Origin of the sequence: Bacillus sp. Root131 (assembly GCF_001429475.1) — a bacterium.
GTDB classification, from domain to species: domain Bacteria; phylum Bacillota; class Bacilli; order Bacillales; family Bacillaceae_G; genus Bacillus_A; species Bacillus_A thuringiensis_S.
The window spans coordinates 333,292-351,346 of record NZ_LMJQ01000012.1 but is presented as its reverse complement, the minus strand read 5'-3'; the positions used below and the strand labels follow the sequence as shown (position 1 = coordinate 351,346).

The following is an 18,055-nucleotide window of genomic DNA, read 5'->3' as shown; positions in this document are numbered from 1 at the left end:
TCCTGCATATATAATTTCGTATTTTATTAGATTACTTTCGCTTCTGTATGGAGCAACGATACAAGTTCTTTTACTTGATCTTGCAGCTCGCCTTGTAACACTTTTCCTGCATCTTTCTTAGGAGGCAAATAGATTTCAATTGTTTTTGTCTTTGCTTCCACATCATCTTCTTCTAAATCTAAATCATCTAATTCTAATTCTTCTAGTGGCTTTTTCTTCGCTTTCATAATACCTGGAAGCGATGGATAACGAGGTTCATTTAAACCTTGCTGTGCTGTTACTAACACTGGTAATGAAGTTGCAATCACTTCTGTATCACCTTCAACATCACGCTCAATCTTCACATTTGTACCGTCAATTTCAAGTTTTGTAATTGTCGTTACATACGGAATATTTAACGCTTCAGCTACGCGTGGACCTACTTGTCCAGATGCACCATCAATTGCAACGTTTCCACCTAAAATTAGATCTGCATCTTTATCTTTTAAATATTCAGCAAGCACTTTTGCTGTCGTGAACTGGTCACCATTTTCTACATCATCTTCAATATTAATTAATACCGCTTTATCACAGCCCATCGCTAATGCAGTACGAAGTTCTTTCTCACTATCTTCGCCACCGACTGTTACAACTGTAACTTCTCCACCTTGTGCGTCTCTTACTTGAATTGCTTCTTCAATTGCATATTCATCGTAAGGGTTGATGATGAATTCCGCTTCGCCATCGTAAATTGCACCGTTTTTAATTACGATTTTTTCTTCTGTATCAAATGTTCGTTTCATGAGTACGTAGATGTTCATTCCATTTACCCCCTTGTTTTTCAGAAAGATTCTATCAATTTTAATTTTCTGTTAATTTATATTAAAAAAATAATTGAACTACCTGCCACTAAATGAAGGTTTACGCTTTTCTAAAAATGCAGCTACACCTTCTCTTCCATCTTCACTCGTAAATACTTCACCAAAAATTTGTGATTCACGTTGTACACCTTCATAGTAATGAGACGATTTGGTCGTTTGCAATAACTCTAGTACAGCACGAGTTGTTGCTGGACTTTTTCCAGCAATTTGTTTTGCGACTTTAAGCGTATCATCTAAAAGTGATTCTTCAGAGAACAATCCGTTAACAAGTCCCCATTTCAATGCTTCTGCACCAGTAATTGGTGTACTTGTTAACATCATTTCACAAGCTTTTGCTTTCCCAACATAACGTGGTAAGCGCTGTGTACCTGCAAAGCCAGGAATTAATCCAAGTGTTAATTCAGGTAAACCAAGTTTTGCACTTTCAGTTGCAAAGCGCATGTGGCAAGACATAGCAAACTCAAGGCCGCCGCCCAGTGCCGCTCCATGAATTGCCGCAATAACTGGTTTTGAACATTTTTCAACACGCTCAAACGTAACTTGTCCAAGCTGTGCTAATTCTGTTGCTTGCTTCGCTTCAGTAACAGATGTAAATTCTTTAATATCTGCTCCTGCTGAGAAGAAACGTCCTTCACCGTGAATAACAACAACACGAATGTTATCATCCTTTTCCACTTGATCAATTAATTCAGTAACGTCATGCATAACTTGTGAAGACATCGCATTTGCTGGTGCATGATTTAACGTCGCCACCGCGATATGATCTTCAACTCTTACAGATAGGAATTTCAACATGATCCCTCCCATTATTGACGATAACCACAAGCTGCAATGAGTAGCCCATGTACCGTTTTTGAAAGTGCGACCAGATCATACTTATGATCGCTCATTACCCAATTGGTCACAACTTCATCTACTGTTCCAAAGATCATTTGTCTTGCCACGCGAACATTTAAATCTGCTTGAAATTCACCTTGTTTTATACCAGTCTCTAAAATCTCATCCATAACTTGTAAGTAGCCTTTTAATACTTCATTTATTTTAAGGCGCAAGTCTTGATTGGACTGCCTGAGCTCTAATTGCGTAACGATAGCAAGGGGATCATTTTGTGACAACAGCAAGAAGTGCGTTTCTACCAACATGAATAACTTCGATACAGCGCTTTCAATTCCTGCTGTTTTTTGACGAATTGTTTCGACAAAATCTCCCATCTTCTCTTGGAATAAGGATATTAATATATCTTCTTTATTTTTAAAATATAAATAAATCGTGCCATCAGCTACCCCAGCTTGCTTTGCGATTTTAGAAACTTGCGCTTGGTGGTACCCATTCTCCGCAATCACAATGACTGCCGCATCAATAATTTGATTGTATTTCGGTCTATTTTTCTTCACTTTACTGTCCCCTTCAAGAAGATGACTGAATGAATATTCATTCATATTCTTATAATACTGACTATTTAAAAAAGTGTCAATCCTATTTTTTCAAAAAGAAAGGGCCTTAGCCCGTTTGCTCATCCTCATTCTTTCTCTTCTCTTCATCCATTAAAACACGGCGTAAAATTTTCCCTACTGTCGTTTTCGGCAATTCATCTCTAAACTCATATACTTTCGGCACTTTATAAGCCGCTAAATATTTACGTGCAAACTGATTTAATTCTTCCTCAGAGCACTCCGTACCTTCTTTTAACACAACAAATGCTTTAACTGTCTCTCCTCTGTACGGATCTGGAACTCCAATTGTCACTACTTCTTGCACTTTTTCATGCTCATATAATACTTCTTCAACTTCACGAGGATACACATTAAATCCACTCGCGACAATCATATCTTTCTTGCGATCTTTTACATAGAAGAATCCATCTTCATCCATGTATCCAACGTCACCTGTATGGAGCCAGCCATCTTGCAATACAGCCGCTGTTTCCTCTGGCTTATTCCAGTATCCTTTCATAATTTGAGGACCTTTCACTACAATTTCCCCTATTTCTCCTGGTGGTAATGCCTCACCAGTTTCAAGTGACATAATGATTGCCTCTGTATCTGGCCACGGAACTCCAATGCTACCCGGCACTCGCTTTTCCCATAAAAAATTACTATGTGTAACCGGAGATGATTCTGTTAAACCATATCCCTCTACTAGTTTACCACCTGTAACTTTTTCGAACTTTTCCTGTACTTCTACTGGCAGTGGTGCCGATCCACTAATACAAGCACGAATAGAAGAAATATCGTATTCTTTTAAAAGCGGGCTATTTAAAAGAGCGATATAAATAGTTGGAGCCCCTGGAAACAATGTCACTTTATGCTTCTTAATCGCTTCAAAAACCATTTTCATATCAAACTTTGGAATAAGGACCATTTTGTATCCTTGCATAATACTTAAATTCATAACAGCTGTCATACCATAAACATGGAAAAATGGAAGAACCCCAAGGACGACTTCTTCACCTTCGTTACAATTATATAACCAATGCACTCCCATCAAAGTGTTAGAAACGAGGTTTTTATGCGTTAACATAACTCCTTTTGGAAATCCGGTTGTTCCTCCTGTGTACTGTAAAAGAGCTAGATCATTTTCAGGATCACAAGGCACCTCAACATTCGTATTCACTTCTTTTTCTACTGAATTCCAAAGATGAATCGTTTCACTCTCTGATACTTTCACAACTAAATTCGACTGTTTTTTCTGCACAAATGGATACAATAGATTTTTAGGGAATGATAAAAAGTCTGCAATACGAGTTACGATAATATGCTCAATTTTTGTAGCAGATTGAACATTCGTTACTCTTGGAAACACTAAATCGAGACAAAGAATTACTTTTGCTCCCGAGTCATGAAGCTGATATTCTAATTCCCTTTCTGTATACAGTGGATTGGTTTGTACTACGATACCTCCCGCAAGTAATGTACCGTAATAACCAATTACAGCTTGCGGACAATTCGGCAACATAATAGCAACTCGATCACCCTTTTCCACACCGAGCTTTTGAAGATAATTTGCAAACCTCTTCACCTTATCATGGAAGTCCGAAAACGTAATATCCTTCCCTAAAAAGTGAAGCGCTTTCTTTTCTGGGTAGCGAGAAGCCATCTGTTCTACATATCCATGAAGTGGCTGAATATCATAAGAAATCGTACTAGGAATTTCCTCTGGATAACTTTTCAACCATGTTTTTTCCACCTTCATTCCCCCTTCAAATACATAAAAAATAAAGTGAAACTTTAATCAGTGGGGATTTTTCAGCCCCACTGATTATTAGCCCACACCAATCGGGATTTTACGGGCAGTTAATCACCCAGCTAACTTCTTTACTTTCGCTGAATTTTGAGGCGGGATCTTACTGCCCGTTAATGCGGGATAAATGAATGTTCATTCATGATGGTTATTTTCATTATATTATAGTCACCATAGCGTTACAATCATAATATTCTGACTTTTTTATAACTATGCTTTACTTCATTAACTTCTTATTATATGTAGAAACTCTCCTAATCTTAAAAGAGTAAGAGAGTTTGTCATTAACTTAATCTTATAATCGTTAATACCGCTCCTGGGGTAGTTGTTGATAATGTCGCAACAGCTAACAAACCAAATAATTGCAAACTAATTGCACTCCCCGCCGCAAGGGTCGTAATAATTGTCGCACTAAATGATGTCGTTGCTAATGCAGGAGAATTAATAGTCCCAGCAAGCGGTGCCCCATTAATTGTAATTCGTGAACTAACTAATAATGAAGCGGTTATATTAATTGTATATGAAATATAATAGTTCCCTGCATTTGCAACCGTAAATACTGTGTTCCCCCCAGACACTGTAATACCTGGACCGATATTCTGATTGTTTGGAAGCGGGACATTTGTTCCACCTAGTAGTACCGATATTGCTGTTCCCGACGTATTATTTGCAAATGCGTATGTTGCCGTTATACTTGTGCCTGTTGCTCCTGTTGGGCCTGTCGCTCCCGTTGCCCCTGTATCGCCTGTTACTCCTGTCGCTCCCGTTGGGCCTGTTGCTCCTGTTATCCCTGTCGCTCCCGTTGCCCCTGTATCGCCTGTTACTCCTGTCGCTCCCGTTGCCCCTGTGTCGCCTGTTACTCCTGTCGCTCCCGTTGAGCCTGTTGCTCCTGTTATTCCTGTCGCTCCCGTCGGACCGGTTGGACCAACCTTAGGAACTGTCCCATCGCAACTAAAACAGCATGAATCAACATGTACACCATTTTGATTATTACACCCACAATATCCATTTATGTTATTGCTCCATGAAGACATGTTGATCACTTCCTTTACATTCGATCTTTTTAGCGCAATCACCGAATCAAAAAACACCTATCTAAATAACAAAGAAATACTTAGCCTAGTGGGGGATAAAACACAGATTTCCTCCATACATTCTAGTAATTATTACATGCGATTCACTCTCCTTTTGCTTGTACTTTCGCCCCATCTCCACAGATTATTAACCATACACATTACGCTTTCGTACACAGACAAGTTCCCATTTAAACTTTCCACATTCGCCAATCTTTTTAGTAAAGAGGCTGATTCTTCATAAATAGCAACTATAATATATAAAAATCCGTATAACTTGTTATTTTTATTCAAAATTTTAAAAAAATATTGACACTTAAATTATCCTCATAGTATGATTTGGGTGTTGTAATTGATAACCATTTTCACTTATGGTGCTAGTTACAAAAAACACTTAATTTGGGGGCAGAAGATGAAGAAAATTCTCAGTATTTTCATAGTAGTTCTTCTATTCGCTGTTGGATGCGGACAGCAAAAAGAGGAGAAAAAGGAAACAAAAGCGGACAATAAAAATCAAGCTATAACAATTAAACACGCTGAAGGGGAAACAAAGTTAGATAAACCAGCGAAAAAAGTAGTTGTACTTGAGTGGGTATATTCAGAAGACTTATTAGCACTTGGTGTTCAGCCAGTAGGGATGGCAGACATTAAGAATTATAATAAATGGGTAAATACAAAAACAAAACCAAGTAAAGATGTTGTAGATGTAGGGACACGTCAACAACCAAACTTAGAAGAAATTAGCCGTTTAAAACCAGATTTAATTATCACAGCTTCATTCCGTAGTAAAGCAATTAAAAATGAATTAGAGCAAATTGCACCAACAGTTATGTTTGATCCATCAACAAGCAATAACGATCACTTTGCTGAAATGACAGAAACATTTAAACAAATTGCAAAAGCAGTTGGAAAAGAAGAAGAAGGTAAAAAAGTATTAGCTGATATGGATAAAGCCTTCGCTGATGCAAAAGCAAAAATTGAGAAAGCAGACTTAAAAGATAAAAACATCGCAATGGCACAAGCATTTACTGCTAAAAACGTACCAACATTCCGTATCTTAACTGACAATTCTTTAGCTTTACAAGTTACAAAAAAATTAGGTTTAACAAATACTTTTGAAGCAGGAAAATCTGAGCCAGATGGTTTCAAACAAACAACTGTAGAATCATTACAAAGTGTACAAGATTCAAACTTCATTTACATTGTAGCGGATGAAGATAACATTTTTGACACTCAACTAAAAGGCAACCCTGCTTGGGAAGAATTAAAGTTCAAAAAAGAAAACAAAATGTATAAATTAAAAGGCGACACTTGGATTTTCGGTGGTCCTGAGTCTGCAACATCTTTAGCAACACAAGTAGCAGATGTAATGACAGCGAAGAAGTGATTACACAATGAATAGCCTACAACATACACTTCGAGCAAGTCTTGTATTCGGAGGAGGAGCAGCTCTCTTGCTCCTCCTTTTCTTTATTCATATCGGACAAGGTCAAGCAAACATTTCCTATAGTATGATTATTGATGCTCTTATCTCACCGAACCAATCACTAGAGCATCAAACTTTAATTATGCTTCGATTACCTAGGGCCGTAATTGCCATTTTAGCTGGAGGTGCTCTTGCTGCATCTGGGGTCATTTTACAAACATTAACGAAAAATCCACTTGCTGAATCCAGTACAATGGGTATTCACTCTGGCGCATATTTCTTTCTAGTAGCGGCTACAATTTTTTTACCAAAAGGTCTGCAAATTAATTCACTTCTTTTCACATTTATCGGCGGTGCTATTACCGCTTTATTTGTATACCGTATTTCTGGTGGAAAAAAGGGAACCCCACTTAGAATGGCACTAGCTGGTATGGTCGTTACATTAATGCTTTCTGCCTTTACTGGAACGATGCAGCTTTTCTATGAAAATGAAACAGCTGGTTTATTTTTATGGGGAGCTGGATCTCTTATTCAAAATAACTGGGATGGCGTTCAATTTGCTTTTCCATTTATCATTATTTCTTTCCTAGTTTTACTATTTATGTCTCGTAAACTCAACATTCTCTTACTTGGTGATGATGTCGCTGTTTCTCTTGGTGAAAAAACAGCAGTAACACGTCTTATCGCCTTCATTGCTGCGATCTTTTTAACAGCAGTAATTGTAACTGTTGTTGGACCAATTGGATTTGTTGGCTTAGTTGCACCACATTTAATGCGTCTTATTGGCTACCGTCAACACTTTACTCTCCTTCTCTCTTCTTTCTTATGGGGAGCTGTACTATTACTTGGAGCTGATGTCGTTGGTAGACTAATAGATCCAACTGGGGCTGAACTTCCTGTCGGAGCAGTCACGGCAATGATTGGATCACCTTGGCTTATTTACTTAGTCTATCGAATGATGAAATCGAAACAATATATGAATGATAACGGAGCGAATGCAGCTGGAGCTAGTTCTCGCTATTACTCTTATAAAAAGGTAATCATTATCTCTATCACACTTTGCATTGTGACAATTACTCTTGGTGTTACAATCGGTAGTAACGCTTATATCGAAAGTATTACAAATGTTATATCAGGACAATTAACACAATTTGATAAAAATATGATGATGAACCTTCGTTTACCAAGAATGCTCGTTGCTGCTATTGCTGGCGCATGCCTTGCAATAAGTGGGCTTGTTTTCCAAGGTATATTACGAAACCCACTCGCCGATCCTTCTATTATTGGTATTTCATCGGGAGCTGGTGTTGGTGCTTTAACTATTATGTATGTCTTTCCCGCACTTCCTGGTTTCTTCCTACCAATTGGTGCATTTATCGGCGGACTACTTGCAGTTGGAATTGTTCTCTTCTTCTCATGGAAATCAGGATTTAGCCCAACAGCCCTTGCTTTAATAGGAATTGGTATTTCAGCTCTCGGTTCAGCGATTATTCAAATCTTTATCGTTAGAGCAAATTTGAACGTTGCTGCTGCTTTAACATGGCTATCAGGTAGCACGTATGCAAGAGGATGGAATCACTTAGAAAATATCATTCTATATCCATCGCTAATTCTTGTATTCATTATCTTTTTCTTAATAAAACAACTTGATGTTCTCGTACTTGGAGACGATTTAGCAACGGGACTCGGGCAACCAGTAAATAAAACGCGCCTTGCCCTCATTGTGTTAGCAACACTACTTGCATCTGTAAATATCGCAGCTGTCGGTACAATTGCCTTTCTAGGTCTTGTTGCGCCACACTTAGCACGAATCGTCGTTGGTATGAATCATCAAAGATTATTCGTTTGCTCCGCACTATTTGGAGCAATCCTTCTTTCCATTGCTGATTTACTCGGACGAACAATTGCATATCCGAAAGAAATTCCTTCTGGACTTGTCGTTGCTGTACTTGGAGCACCTTATTTCTTATGGTTGATGAGGAAGAGTGGGAAGAAGGTTAATTAAAAAGGAGGCTTCGTTTTAGAAGCCTCCTTTTTATATACTAAATAAAGTGAAACTTTAATTAGTGGGGGGGTTCTTCATCCCCGCTGATTATTAGCCCACACCAATCGGACTTTTATGAGCAGTGGATCTCCCACCTAACTTCTTTGCTCCAGCCGAATCTTGAGGTGGAAGTTTTACTGTCCGACGAATAGCCGGATAAATTACTCTGATCTCACTAATTTCACAGATTTAGTACTCCCCATAAACTCATGATGTACAGTTAATGTGTTCTCCTCAATTTTCAAATCAGCCTTATGCTTTATTTCCCCCACTAAAAATACAAGCTCTACAGAAATAATCCCTTGGTCCACACTTAATATTCGAAAGTCTCCTATAGTAGTCCCTTTCCCAAAAATATTATGTTCCATAAATTCTCCGCCTGTTTTCTCACTATTAATAGATTCTATTTCCAACCCAACTGGCCTGTCTGTACTTTCTGATGACATCCAAGACCCCTTTAACTTTCCAATATCAGCCTCTTTTTTCTTTTCATTTTTTAACTCTTCCTCTTTTTTCTTAACTTCTGCTTGTTGAGTTAGTAAGCCATCGATTTGCTTATTCAGCTCTTCGGCCCGTTGATTTTCCGAAATAAATTGTTGATTTTGGCCAGTATCGTTAACAATTTTATTTACTATCCCTTTAGCCTCTTCATACTTTTTATCACTCTTTAACTTCTCTGCCTTTTCCAATTGACCTATATATTGACCTTTTAACTCTTTATGCTCTATGAGCGAATCTTTTTGTTCTTTCGCTTGACTTTGAAGGATTGCGGAACCATCTTTCATCTTTTCTACTTCTTGAAACAAACCTATTGCTTGTTCTATATTTCCACTCGATTTCTCTTTTATCGAACTTATCATCTTAGTAGTTTGGTCTTTTAATACCTTTGCTTCTTTATCATCCTTTTTCTCTTCTAATGCTAGCTCAAATGATGCTACTGCCGTGTCATATTCTTTACTCGCTAACGCCAATTTCCCTTGATCCATTGCTTTTTTATAGGTTTCATTGCTACATCCTACCATTAAAAATAAAATTATGATTCCTAAAATCAATCTTTTCATAATATCTCCCTAAATTAATATAATTCTATATACACTCAATAGTATCATAAAATTTATATATAAAATTTTAAATACCATCATTAAAACATAAAGGGAACTTGTCATTTCTTCTCGAACTTAATCTATGAACATAAGTAGAGGGGGATAACAATAATGTACCAAACAATTGAAGGCTTTTTACAATCATGGACATACGAAGCAGAGTCTACTCAGAAAATGCTTGATTCATTAACCGATGCATCTTTATCACAGGAAATTGCACCTGAACATTGGACTTTAGGAAGAGTTGCTTGGCATATCGTGACGGCAATTCCTGTGATACTATCTGGCACAGGGCTAAAGTTTGAAGGAGAAACGAAAGATTATCCTGTTCCAACTTCTGCAAAAACAATTGCAGATGAATACCGTAAAGTAAACGCGGCTTTTGTTGAAACACTTCAAAGTAAATGGACTGATAAAGACTTAGCTACTATTAATGACTTCTTTGGTCGCCCTATGCCGAATTCTATATTTTTAATGACACTCATTAATCATCAAAATCACCACCGCGGGCAAATGACGGTTTTAATGCGACAAGCCGGCTTAACAGTTCCTGGCGTATATGGTCCCGCAAAAGAAGAATGGGCTGCGGCTGGAATGGAAGCTCCTAAAATGTAACGACAAAAAAGACAAGATGTTTACATATCTTGTCTTTTTCTGTAACTTGTTTCATGTGAAACTTTATAATGCATCTTCACTCTCAATATTTTTAATCCCAAAATAAGCAATCACCATACCGATCGCTGCAAATGTGAATTGAAGAGGTAGAAAAGTCGCTATCGGAAATATTGGCTGGTTATTAATTGCGATTGACACAACAATAATAGATGAAACAATTGTAGTTGGCACTGAACGTTTACGCATTCCGAAATATAGCGGGATTAAACTTATTCCCGCAGTTGCAATGGCTAAAGGAACAAGATTTATTCCTTCTTGCACTAATTGATCTACTGTAAATGGATTAGGAAGAATTGAAAAATAGCTATCTATCCCAAAGAAAACTCCTACTATTAAAATGTTAGATACAATAACTGTTATAAATGTTAATGTCGCTGTAATGACCAACTTACTAATCATCATTTTTCTCCGATTAATAGGATAAGAAAACATAAGTATTATTGTTTTATTTTTATATTCACCAATTATTAACCTTGCGATTAACACACTACCAAAAACAATAAATGTTGCTCTTACTAATGTACTAGCCGTTAACAACATCATCTGCGGATCTCTTATTTCCGGATCACCTTCTACTTGAGCAACGATGCTCGTAAAGATCATTAATGCCAGTATAGTAATATTTGCAATAACTGCCCCTTTTACGTACCAGCCAAGCTTAAACTTTTTCAATTCTAGCTTCATAAGACGTAACATGATAGTCCTCCTTTCCCCTGAAACACCTTAACCCCCAAAACCACACTAGCAATTGTAATAAGTAAAATTGCAATTACTATTATCTTTTTCACCATTCATACCCCAGTTCGTTGTTGTTTTAAGCTTACTTCATGCCACATCAACCTTGTCGATTTTACGATAAGATAGATAACTAATGAAAATCCCTAATAAACAGAGCACAATTGGGATAGCTATAAAATCAAACATACTTACTTGACCGTTTCCAGCCCCAACGTTACCACTAATCAGCATACCAATTATTACTGCGGAAGTAATCGTTGTAGGTGTCGATTTCTTTCTCATTCCAAAAAATAAAGGAATTAAACTTATACCAGATATCATAAATGCACTTATAATAGTAGCTGGAACGATAGCTATTATTTCGCCTATCGTAGCAGGTGTTTCAATCAGTCCCATCATTGGACTCACAAAATAAACGAGCAAACTAATAATGAAAGTAGCGATAATCGTGCTCACAAAACAAAAACAAAAAACAATTGTTAATTTCGCCCTCATTAGCATTTTCCTTTGCAGCGGGTACATAAACGATAGTTGCATTGTTTTGTTCTTATACTCGTCTATTACTAACCGTGATAAAATGACCGAACTAAAAATAATGAATGTTATCCTAATAAAAGTGTTTATTAAAACCATTTGTTGCGTGAAGTCAAAGAAGAGCACGTCTCCCTCGGCTTTAATTCCCAACGCCATAAGGCTTACTGCAGCGAAAATTGCTATAATACAAATTGCTACCCCTTTAAAGTAACTAGATAATTTATGTTTCTTCCATTCGAGCTTCATTAATCTAAGCATACAAACCACTCCTCCATTCTTTATATAACTGTCTTTATGCTGCTAACATTCTAATTCCAGCAGTAACGAAGCTTAACATTCCTATCACTAGTAGAATTAACAACCATTTCCGCTCTGGTTTTCTATAATATAAAATTCCACTTATTAGCATTACGATAAATCCACTTACCAGGTTCAGCCACAGTCCATTAAGCATGAATACCTTCTCCATCCATTACATTTAAGAAATATTCTTCTAAGGAACTATGTTTCTTATTAATACTTTCAATTTCCACATCGTTCATAATAAGTGCTTTTGAAATGGCCTGCTGAGACACTGACGTATCATACACACGAATCATGGTTCCACTCATTATTTTGTAGTTTTTTATACCAAGTTTATCTTCTAAAATATAAGCTGCACGTTTCACATCAGGAACAGTGATTTCAATGTACTCTGTTTGCTTTCCGTTAATACTCTTCATTGAAACTTCTTTTATTAGTTTTCCATTTTGAATCACACCAATTGTATCGGCCATTAATTCCATCTCACCTAAAATATGACTAGAAACTAATAATGTAATACCGTATTCTTTGCAGAGCATTTTAAATAAGTCTCGTAACTCTTTAATGCCAATTGGATCTAAACCGTTAATTGGTTCATCTAAAATGAGCAATTCTGGCTTTGTCACGATTGCCCTTGCAATACCGAGTCGTTGTTTCATTCCTAATGAAAAATCTTTTACTTTTTTATTATCTACCCCTTGTAGTTTCACTAAATGTAAAGCATGGTCAATTGCATTTTTATCGTAGTAGCCCATATATTCACAATGCAGGTCTAAGTTTTCTTTCGCCGTTAATTTATCATAAAAGATTGGGTATTCAATAATTGTCCCCATTCTTTTTAATACTTCATACGATGTATCTGTTAATTTCTCACCGAAAATTTCTATATCACCACTCGTCGGTTTTATTAAATTTGTAATCATTTTCATAATCGTTGTTTTACCAGCACCGTTTGGTCCTAAAAAACCATAAATTTCTCCTTTTTTCACATGCATGTTAACACCGGAAATAACTTCTTTCCCTTTAAACACTTTCGTTAACTGGTTTGTTTTTACTATATATGTCATGTTACTTTCCCCTTTCGCAATACTCTATATTTCTATAATAGACAACAGAAATCTCTTTTTTCTTACCCGTTCCTTACAAATTCCTTACGCTGAAAAAAAGCTTGTAGAATTTACTTCTCTACAAGCTAAAACAGCATCTTTTTTAATACAACTGTAAAAATTGTTTTTTCATAGGGCTTACTAGAAAGATGTATTTCTCCGTCCATCGCTTCCACAAGCCGTTTCGTAATCGTTAATCCTAGACCGCTTCCTTGGTACGATCTATTTCTTGAATCTTCAAGTGTGTACATTCGCTCAAACACTTTATCAATATGAGATTCATCAATTCCTTTTCCTTTATCCCATACGTCTATATACACACTCGTTTCATCATCTCTTAAAGTCATACCGAGTGTCTTTCCATCATCTCCATATGTAATTGCATTTGATATTAAATTATTCAATACTCTGCCTAATACTTCTACATTTCCAAGTGCGTATATATTTCTTTCTGGTATATCAATATGAACCTGAAAACCTTTCGTCGTCACTAAATCATAAAAAGATAAAATCTTCTCGCGGCAAACTTCATTCATATTTACTTTTGTCATTTCAATTGCTTTGTCACCAGATTCTAATTTTGCCAAATCAAAAAACTTATGAATTAGCTCCATCACTTCTAATGTTTTCGTATGCACTTTTTCAAGTAATATTTGTTGTTCTTCTTCACTTATCGTTTTATCCTTATTTAACATTTCTGTATATCCAAGAATAACTGTTAGTGGTGTTTTCAAGTCATGCGAAATATTTGAAAGCATTTTTCTCATCGAAATCTCTACTTTGGCATGATCTGCATTCGTTTTCTGTTTTGCATCTAATAATTGATTAATTGCCACTAATAATTTTTGCAATTCTAGATCATCTGTCATAACGAGTAACGTCTCGCCTGTTTTGTCATTTACAATACTTTCTAACTTTTCATATGTGTATCGTAAATTTTTACTACTATTTTTTCTCATTTTATATTGCATATAAATGACACATAACAATATAAAAATAATACCTATTAACAAATTGACCATATTACATCACTTCCAACTTATAGCCGATGCCCCATAACGTTTTAATATATTCTGGATTAGATGGATCACTTTCAATTTTCTCACGCAATCTTCTCATATGAACATTAATAACGTTATCATCACCGTAATACTCTTCATTCCAAACTAACGTATATATTTGCGCTTTTGTAAATACACGATTTTGATTTTTTACGAACAGTTTTAAAATCTCAAATTCTTTTAAAGTGAGCTTGAGAGGGTTCCCGTTTTTTTCTACAGTAAAATTAATTGGATCGATTGTTAAATCGCCAATCTGAATCATCTTTTCTGTTGTTTCTGTAGCCGAGTATTTCGTAGACCGCCGAATCCCTGCTTTTACACGTGCAGCCAATTCAATCATAGAAAATGGCTTACAAATGTAATCATCTGCTCCAAGTCCTAAGCCAACAGCTTTATCAACATCTGTATCTTTTGCCGACATCATTAAAATCGGAACAGCACTTTTTTCACGAATAATACGTACAACCTCTAATCCGTCTAACTTCGGCATCATTATATCAAGGATCACTAAATCAAAAGATGATTTAAAAAAGGTTTGCACCCCTGCTTCCCCGTCAGACGCCATCGTAACTTGAAAGCCTTCCTTTAATAAATATTTTTCCACCATCTCTTGAATTGAAATATCATCTTCAACTAATAAAATATGATGTGACATATGTCTATCCCCTTTTTTTACAAACATTAACATATCAATTGTATCGCAACGAATGAATGCTGGAAACAGTTATATGAATTTTCAAACCAACTTCCCTTCCTTCCTTAACAATGATATGATGAAATTCACTACGATTGTTCATAATTAACTTTATATAAAGGAGACTTATCATGTCAGAAAACAAAAAAGTAAGCTTAGCTGATTTAATGCGTGAACAACTTGCTAAGAAAAAGCAAGGAAATGGAAATGGTCAAAATGCAAAAAATCAAAACCAAGAAACGAAAAAATTACAAAACCAACAAACAAAGAAGACAAACAACCAACGTAGACGTACAGGTGTGTAAATGAACGGACAAAAACGTTCTAATATCGCACCCGGTCTTGAAGTTGATATTGTATTAAAACAAGATCAACGAACAGGCAAATTAACACGTGGCATTGTAAAAGATATTTTAACAAACTCCCCTTCCCATCCACATGGCATTAAAGTGCGATTGCAGGACGGGCAAGTCGGTAGAGTACAAAATATCGTTCAATAAGAAAAGGAGCTCAAGTAAACTCGAGCTCCTTTTTCTTTATTAACCTTTAATTTTCTCGATGAAAACTACTTTTAAATAGTCTCCTTCTTTAAATTGATCAATGGTACGGAAATCTTCTGGTAAAGAATGTTCTTCTAATATTTTATATTTGCCATTCATTTCTTTAAAGGCTGTATCGATAAAGCCTTTAAACTTTTTCATATCGAATGCACTACAATTTGTAGAAGCAACGATAATACCGTTATTTTCTGTAATAGCAATTGTTTCTTTCAATAAATTTTTATAATCTTTTGCTGCACTAAATGTATATTTTTTTGATCGGGCGAAGCTTGGAGGATCAAGTACGACCATATCAAATTTCATCTTTTTCTTAGCTGCATATTTGAAGTAAAGAAATACATCTTCTACAATAATATCTTGTGCTTCATAATCAACTTCATTGACACTAAACTGCTCAATCGTTTTACTTAAACTACGATTTGCAAGGTCAACACTCGTCGTTTTACTCGCTCCGCCAAGCGCTGCAAATACAGAGAAAGCACCTGTATAAGAGAACATATTTAACACTGTTCTTCCCTTTGCATATTTATCACGAATTTGTTTTCGAACGTTACGTTGATCTAAAAATACACCAACCATTGCCCCGTCATTTAAATAAACAGCGAAGTTCACACCGTTCTCTTTTACGATAAGCGGGAACTCACCGCGCTCTCCTGCTACGAAATCATCACCCTCAATATATTTCCCTTTCGTATCAAAACGCTTCTTCTCATAAATGCCTTTAAAGTTTGCTACTTTTTGCAGAGCTGCTATAATCTCATCTCTGAAAGTATAAATCCCTTCACTATACCAACTTACTACGTAGTAGCCGTCATAATAATCGATAATTAGTCCGCCAAGACCATCACCTTCACCGTTTAGGGCGCGGAATGCTGTCGTATCACTTGATTTATAAAATTGTTTTCGTTTATGTAAGGCAGATTTGATTTTACTTTCAAAGAAAGATTGATTAATTTGTTCACTCTCTTTTCTCGTTAAAATCCAGCCGTATCCTTTATTTTGTTTTCCATAATAACCTTTTCCGACAAAGTTGTTCTTCTCATCTACTACTTTGATGATTGTCCCTTCTTCACGAACATCGTTTAAATTTTGAATTGCATCTTTTAAAATAAGTGGATATCCACTTTTAATTTCTTTTATAAATTTCGGTTTTATTTTTATAGTTACTTCTGATCGCATATAATAACTTCCTTTCCATTTGCATGCTTTCTCTATAGGAAGCATTTAAAAAACGAGCCTGAAAAAACAGCCTCGTTTCACTATACCATATTATTGCTTTGCTAGTACAACTCGCTCATTCTCGCACTTAACCGCCACATATTTACTACGTTTTGAAATGGAAATCTCACTGTCCAAAATAATAGAAAAAAATTATATATTTCACATTTACCATTGACAATGATAATGATTTTCATTATCATTTAATGTATATGAGTTCTTGAAAATATAGCTACATTTATAGGAGGAATAAACATGATTATTGTTACAAATACAGCTAAAATTACAAAGGGAAATGGACATAAATTAATTGAGCGTTTTAATAAAGTAGGTAAAGTTGAAACGATGCCAGGCTTTTTAGGTCTAGAAGTTCTTTTAACGCAAAATACAGTTGATTATGATGAGGTAACAATTAGCACTCGATGGAATGCAAAAGAAGATTTCCAAGGTTGGACAAAGAGCGCCGCATTTAAAGATGCTCACTCACATCAAGGTGGAATGCCAGAATATATTCTTGATAATAAAATTGCTTACTATGATGTAAAAGTTGTACGTATGCCAATGGCTGCAGCACAGTAAAAACAGTTCTTTTTTAAAGTATAGAATATGAGAAGCGTTATCTATCACTTCTCATATTCTATACTTTTTTCTTTAATTTCTTTTTACTAACTTTGCGTGTATAACTAGCCTTCCAGCCTCTGGATCAAGCGCATAGTCACAAGTAGAAAGTGTTACGATTTCATCATTAGCCGTCAATTCCGTATCCGTTTTGTACAGTGATTTTTCTTGAACTTCCTTTAAGAACGATGTATATACTGCATCATTTTCAAAATCCGTTTCAATGTAATAAAAGTCCGTTGTTGTCGTATATACTGAAAAAACTTCAACGTCGTATCCTTCAAATAATGTATCGTAATATAATTTACGATGGGACATGAAAAAGTCTTCATCCAACATTTTTTTTAAACTACCAAACATAGAACCGTCTTTCATACGATGGCCATATAAAATCGTATTTCGATTTTGAGATTTCACATCATTACGATGGTCCATAAAAATGCTTCCCGCTCTCATATCTTCACCTTTATAATTACGAAATAAATAGTAATCATTATCTTTTGCTTGAACGATTGGATAATTAATTTGTGTATCATCCATCGTAATCCATCCGACTATCTCTGGATTAATTTTCTGGAGATCCTGAAACTGTTTACGTACCTCTCCGTCTTCCGATTTTTCTTCCATTGGACTTCTTTTATAAATATGTTGTGCCTCAGCCATTACTTTACGATTTTCATAATAATCCATGAAAATCCCACCCAACTCATACATTGAATAGAAAAAGATTCCTAAAAACGCAATTGTAAGTATGCGTTGAAAAAAAGAATTCTTTTTCCGTCCGTTCTTGCTATTCAAATTA

At 35.8% G+C, this 18,055-nt stretch carries 20 protein-coding genes; 6 read left to right on the top strand and 14 right to left on the bottom strand.

Annotated features, from left to right (window positions below; all coding sequences use genetic code 11):
• Positions 1–26 precede the first annotated feature (26 nt).
• The 5 genes from etfB to ASE54_RS22660 form a co-directional block, all read right to left on the bottom strand.
• A complete protein-coding gene (etfB, locus tag ASE54_RS22680; protein WP_001029028.1) occupies positions 27–800 on the bottom strand; it encodes an electron transfer flavoprotein subunit beta in 774 nt (257 codons plus the stop codon).
• 78 nt (positions 801–878) lie between these two features.
• Positions 879–1,655 carry an enoyl-CoA hydratase gene (locus ASE54_RS22675; RefSeq protein WP_000911292.1) on the bottom strand — a complete coding sequence of 259 codons (777 nt, stop codon included), beginning with the start codon at positions 1,653–1,655 and terminating at the stop codon, positions 879–881.
• 11 nt (positions 1,656–1,666) lie between these two features.
• On the bottom strand, positions 1,667–2,299 hold the full coding sequence (locus ASE54_RS22670) for a TetR/AcrR family transcriptional regulator (protein ID WP_003309965.1): 633 nt from the start codon (positions 2,297–2,299) through the stop codon (positions 1,667–1,669).
• Positions 2,300–2,360: 61 nt separating this feature from the next.
• Positions 2,361–4,046 carry a long-chain-fatty-acid--CoA ligase gene (locus tag ASE54_RS22665; RefSeq protein ID WP_000416319.1) on the bottom strand — a complete coding sequence of 562 codons (1,686 nt, stop codon included), beginning with the start codon at positions 4,044–4,046 and terminating at the stop codon, positions 2,361–2,363.
• A 338-nt stretch (positions 4,047–4,384) separates the two neighbouring features.
• Positions 4,385–5,134, bottom strand: a complete 750-nt coding sequence (locus tag ASE54_RS22660) for a collagen-like protein (protein ID WP_000100369.1) — start codon at positions 5,132–5,134, stop codon at positions 4,385–4,387.
• A gap of 451 nt (positions 5,135–5,585) precedes the next feature.
• On the opposite strand from ASE54_RS22660, the gene ASE54_RS22655 reads away from it, so the two are divergent.
• Both ASE54_RS22655 and fhuB read left to right on the top strand, forming a co-directional pair.
• A complete protein-coding gene (locus ASE54_RS22655; protein ID WP_000722824.1) occupies positions 5,586–6,560 on the top strand; it encodes an iron-siderophore ABC transporter substrate-binding protein in 975 nt (324 codons plus the stop codon).
• A 7-nt stretch (positions 6,561–6,567) separates the two neighbouring features.
• On the top strand, positions 6,568–8,604 hold the full coding sequence (fhuB, locus tag ASE54_RS22650) for a Fe(3+)-hydroxamate ABC transporter permease FhuB (protein ID WP_001087104.1): 2,037 nt from the start codon (positions 6,568–6,570) through the stop codon (positions 8,602–8,604).
• Positions 8,605–8,804: 200 nt separating this feature from the next.
• Here fhuB and ASE54_RS22645 read toward each other — a convergent pair whose 3' ends face one another.
• Positions 8,805–9,704, bottom strand: coding sequence for a hypothetical protein (locus ASE54_RS22645; RefSeq protein ID WP_000825582.1), 900 nt, complete (start codon positions 9,702–9,704; stop codon positions 8,805–8,807).
• A 153-nt stretch (positions 9,705–9,857) separates the two neighbouring features.
• On the opposite strand from ASE54_RS22645, the gene ASE54_RS22640 reads away from it, so the two are divergent.
• Positions 9,858–10,361, top strand: coding sequence for a DinB family protein (locus ASE54_RS22640; protein WP_000284975.1), 504 nt, complete (start codon positions 9,858–9,860; stop codon positions 10,359–10,361).
• Between the two features lie 63 nt (positions 10,362–10,424).
• Here ASE54_RS22640 and ASE54_RS22635 read toward each other — a convergent pair whose 3' ends face one another.
• From ASE54_RS22635 to ASE54_RS22615, 6 genes are all read right to left on the bottom strand, one after another.
• The gene (locus ASE54_RS22635; protein WP_000945187.1) at positions 10,425–11,117 is read right to left on the bottom strand and encodes an ABC transporter permease; all 693 of its coding nucleotides are present in this window, start codon (positions 11,115–11,117) and stop codon (positions 10,425–10,427) included.
• 129 nt (positions 11,118–11,246) lie between these two features.
• The gene (locus ASE54_RS22630) at positions 11,247–11,951 is read right to left on the bottom strand and encodes an ABC transporter permease (RefSeq protein WP_000945208.1); all 705 of its coding nucleotides are present in this window, start codon (positions 11,949–11,951) and stop codon (positions 11,247–11,249) included.
• A gap of 34 nt (positions 11,952–11,985) precedes the next feature.
• Positions 11,986–12,147, bottom strand: coding sequence for a hypothetical protein (locus tag ASE54_RS36470; protein ID WP_000931814.1), 162 nt, complete (start codon positions 12,145–12,147; stop codon positions 11,986–11,988).
• The gene (locus ASE54_RS22625) at positions 12,140–13,063 is read right to left on the bottom strand and encodes an ABC transporter ATP-binding protein (RefSeq protein ID WP_000221121.1); all 924 of its coding nucleotides are present in this window, start codon (positions 13,061–13,063) and stop codon (positions 12,140–12,142) included. Before ASE54_RS22625 ends, ASE54_RS36470 begins: the two co-directional genes overlap by 8 nt.
• A gap of 125 nt (positions 13,064–13,188) precedes the next feature.
• Positions 13,189–14,124, bottom strand: coding sequence for a HAMP domain-containing histidine kinase (locus ASE54_RS22620; RefSeq protein WP_000247674.1), 936 nt, complete (start codon positions 14,122–14,124; stop codon positions 13,189–13,191).
• Between the two features lies 1 nt (position 14,125).
• The gene (locus tag ASE54_RS22615) at positions 14,126–14,818 is read right to left on the bottom strand and encodes a response regulator transcription factor (protein ID WP_000018046.1); all 693 of its coding nucleotides are present in this window, start codon (positions 14,816–14,818) and stop codon (positions 14,126–14,128) included.
• Between the two features lie 170 nt (positions 14,819–14,988).
• On the opposite strand from ASE54_RS22615, the gene ASE54_RS36465 reads away from it, so the two are divergent.
• Positions 14,989–15,162, top strand: a complete 174-nt coding sequence (locus ASE54_RS36465; RefSeq protein ID WP_001293576.1) for a hypothetical protein — start codon at positions 14,989–14,991, stop codon at positions 15,160–15,162.
• Entirely contained in the window at positions 15,163–15,357 is a 195-nt protein-coding gene (locus tag ASE54_RS22610) for a YwbE family protein (RefSeq protein WP_001014310.1), read from the top strand.
• Positions 15,358–15,396: 39 nt separating this feature from the next.
• Here ASE54_RS22610 and ASE54_RS22605 read toward each other — a convergent pair whose 3' ends face one another.
• On the bottom strand, positions 15,397–16,596 hold the full coding sequence (locus ASE54_RS22605; protein ID WP_001255945.1) for a class I SAM-dependent rRNA methyltransferase: 1,200 nt from the start codon (positions 16,594–16,596) through the stop codon (positions 15,397–15,399).
• Between the two features lie 294 nt (positions 16,597–16,890).
• Between ASE54_RS22605 and isdG the strand changes: the two genes are divergently transcribed.
• Positions 16,891–17,214 carry a heme oxygenase gene (gene isdG / locus ASE54_RS22600; protein WP_000587818.1) on the top strand — a complete coding sequence of 108 codons (324 nt, stop codon included), beginning with the start codon at positions 16,891–16,893 and terminating at the stop codon, positions 17,212–17,214.
• 72 nt (positions 17,215–17,286) lie between these two features.
• On the opposite strand, the gene srtB is transcribed toward isdG, so the two are convergent.
• Positions 17,287–18,051, bottom strand: coding sequence for a class B sortase (gene srtB, locus ASE54_RS22595; protein WP_002162479.1), 765 nt, complete (start codon positions 18,049–18,051; stop codon positions 17,287–17,289).
• Positions 18,052–18,055 lie beyond the last annotated feature (4 nt).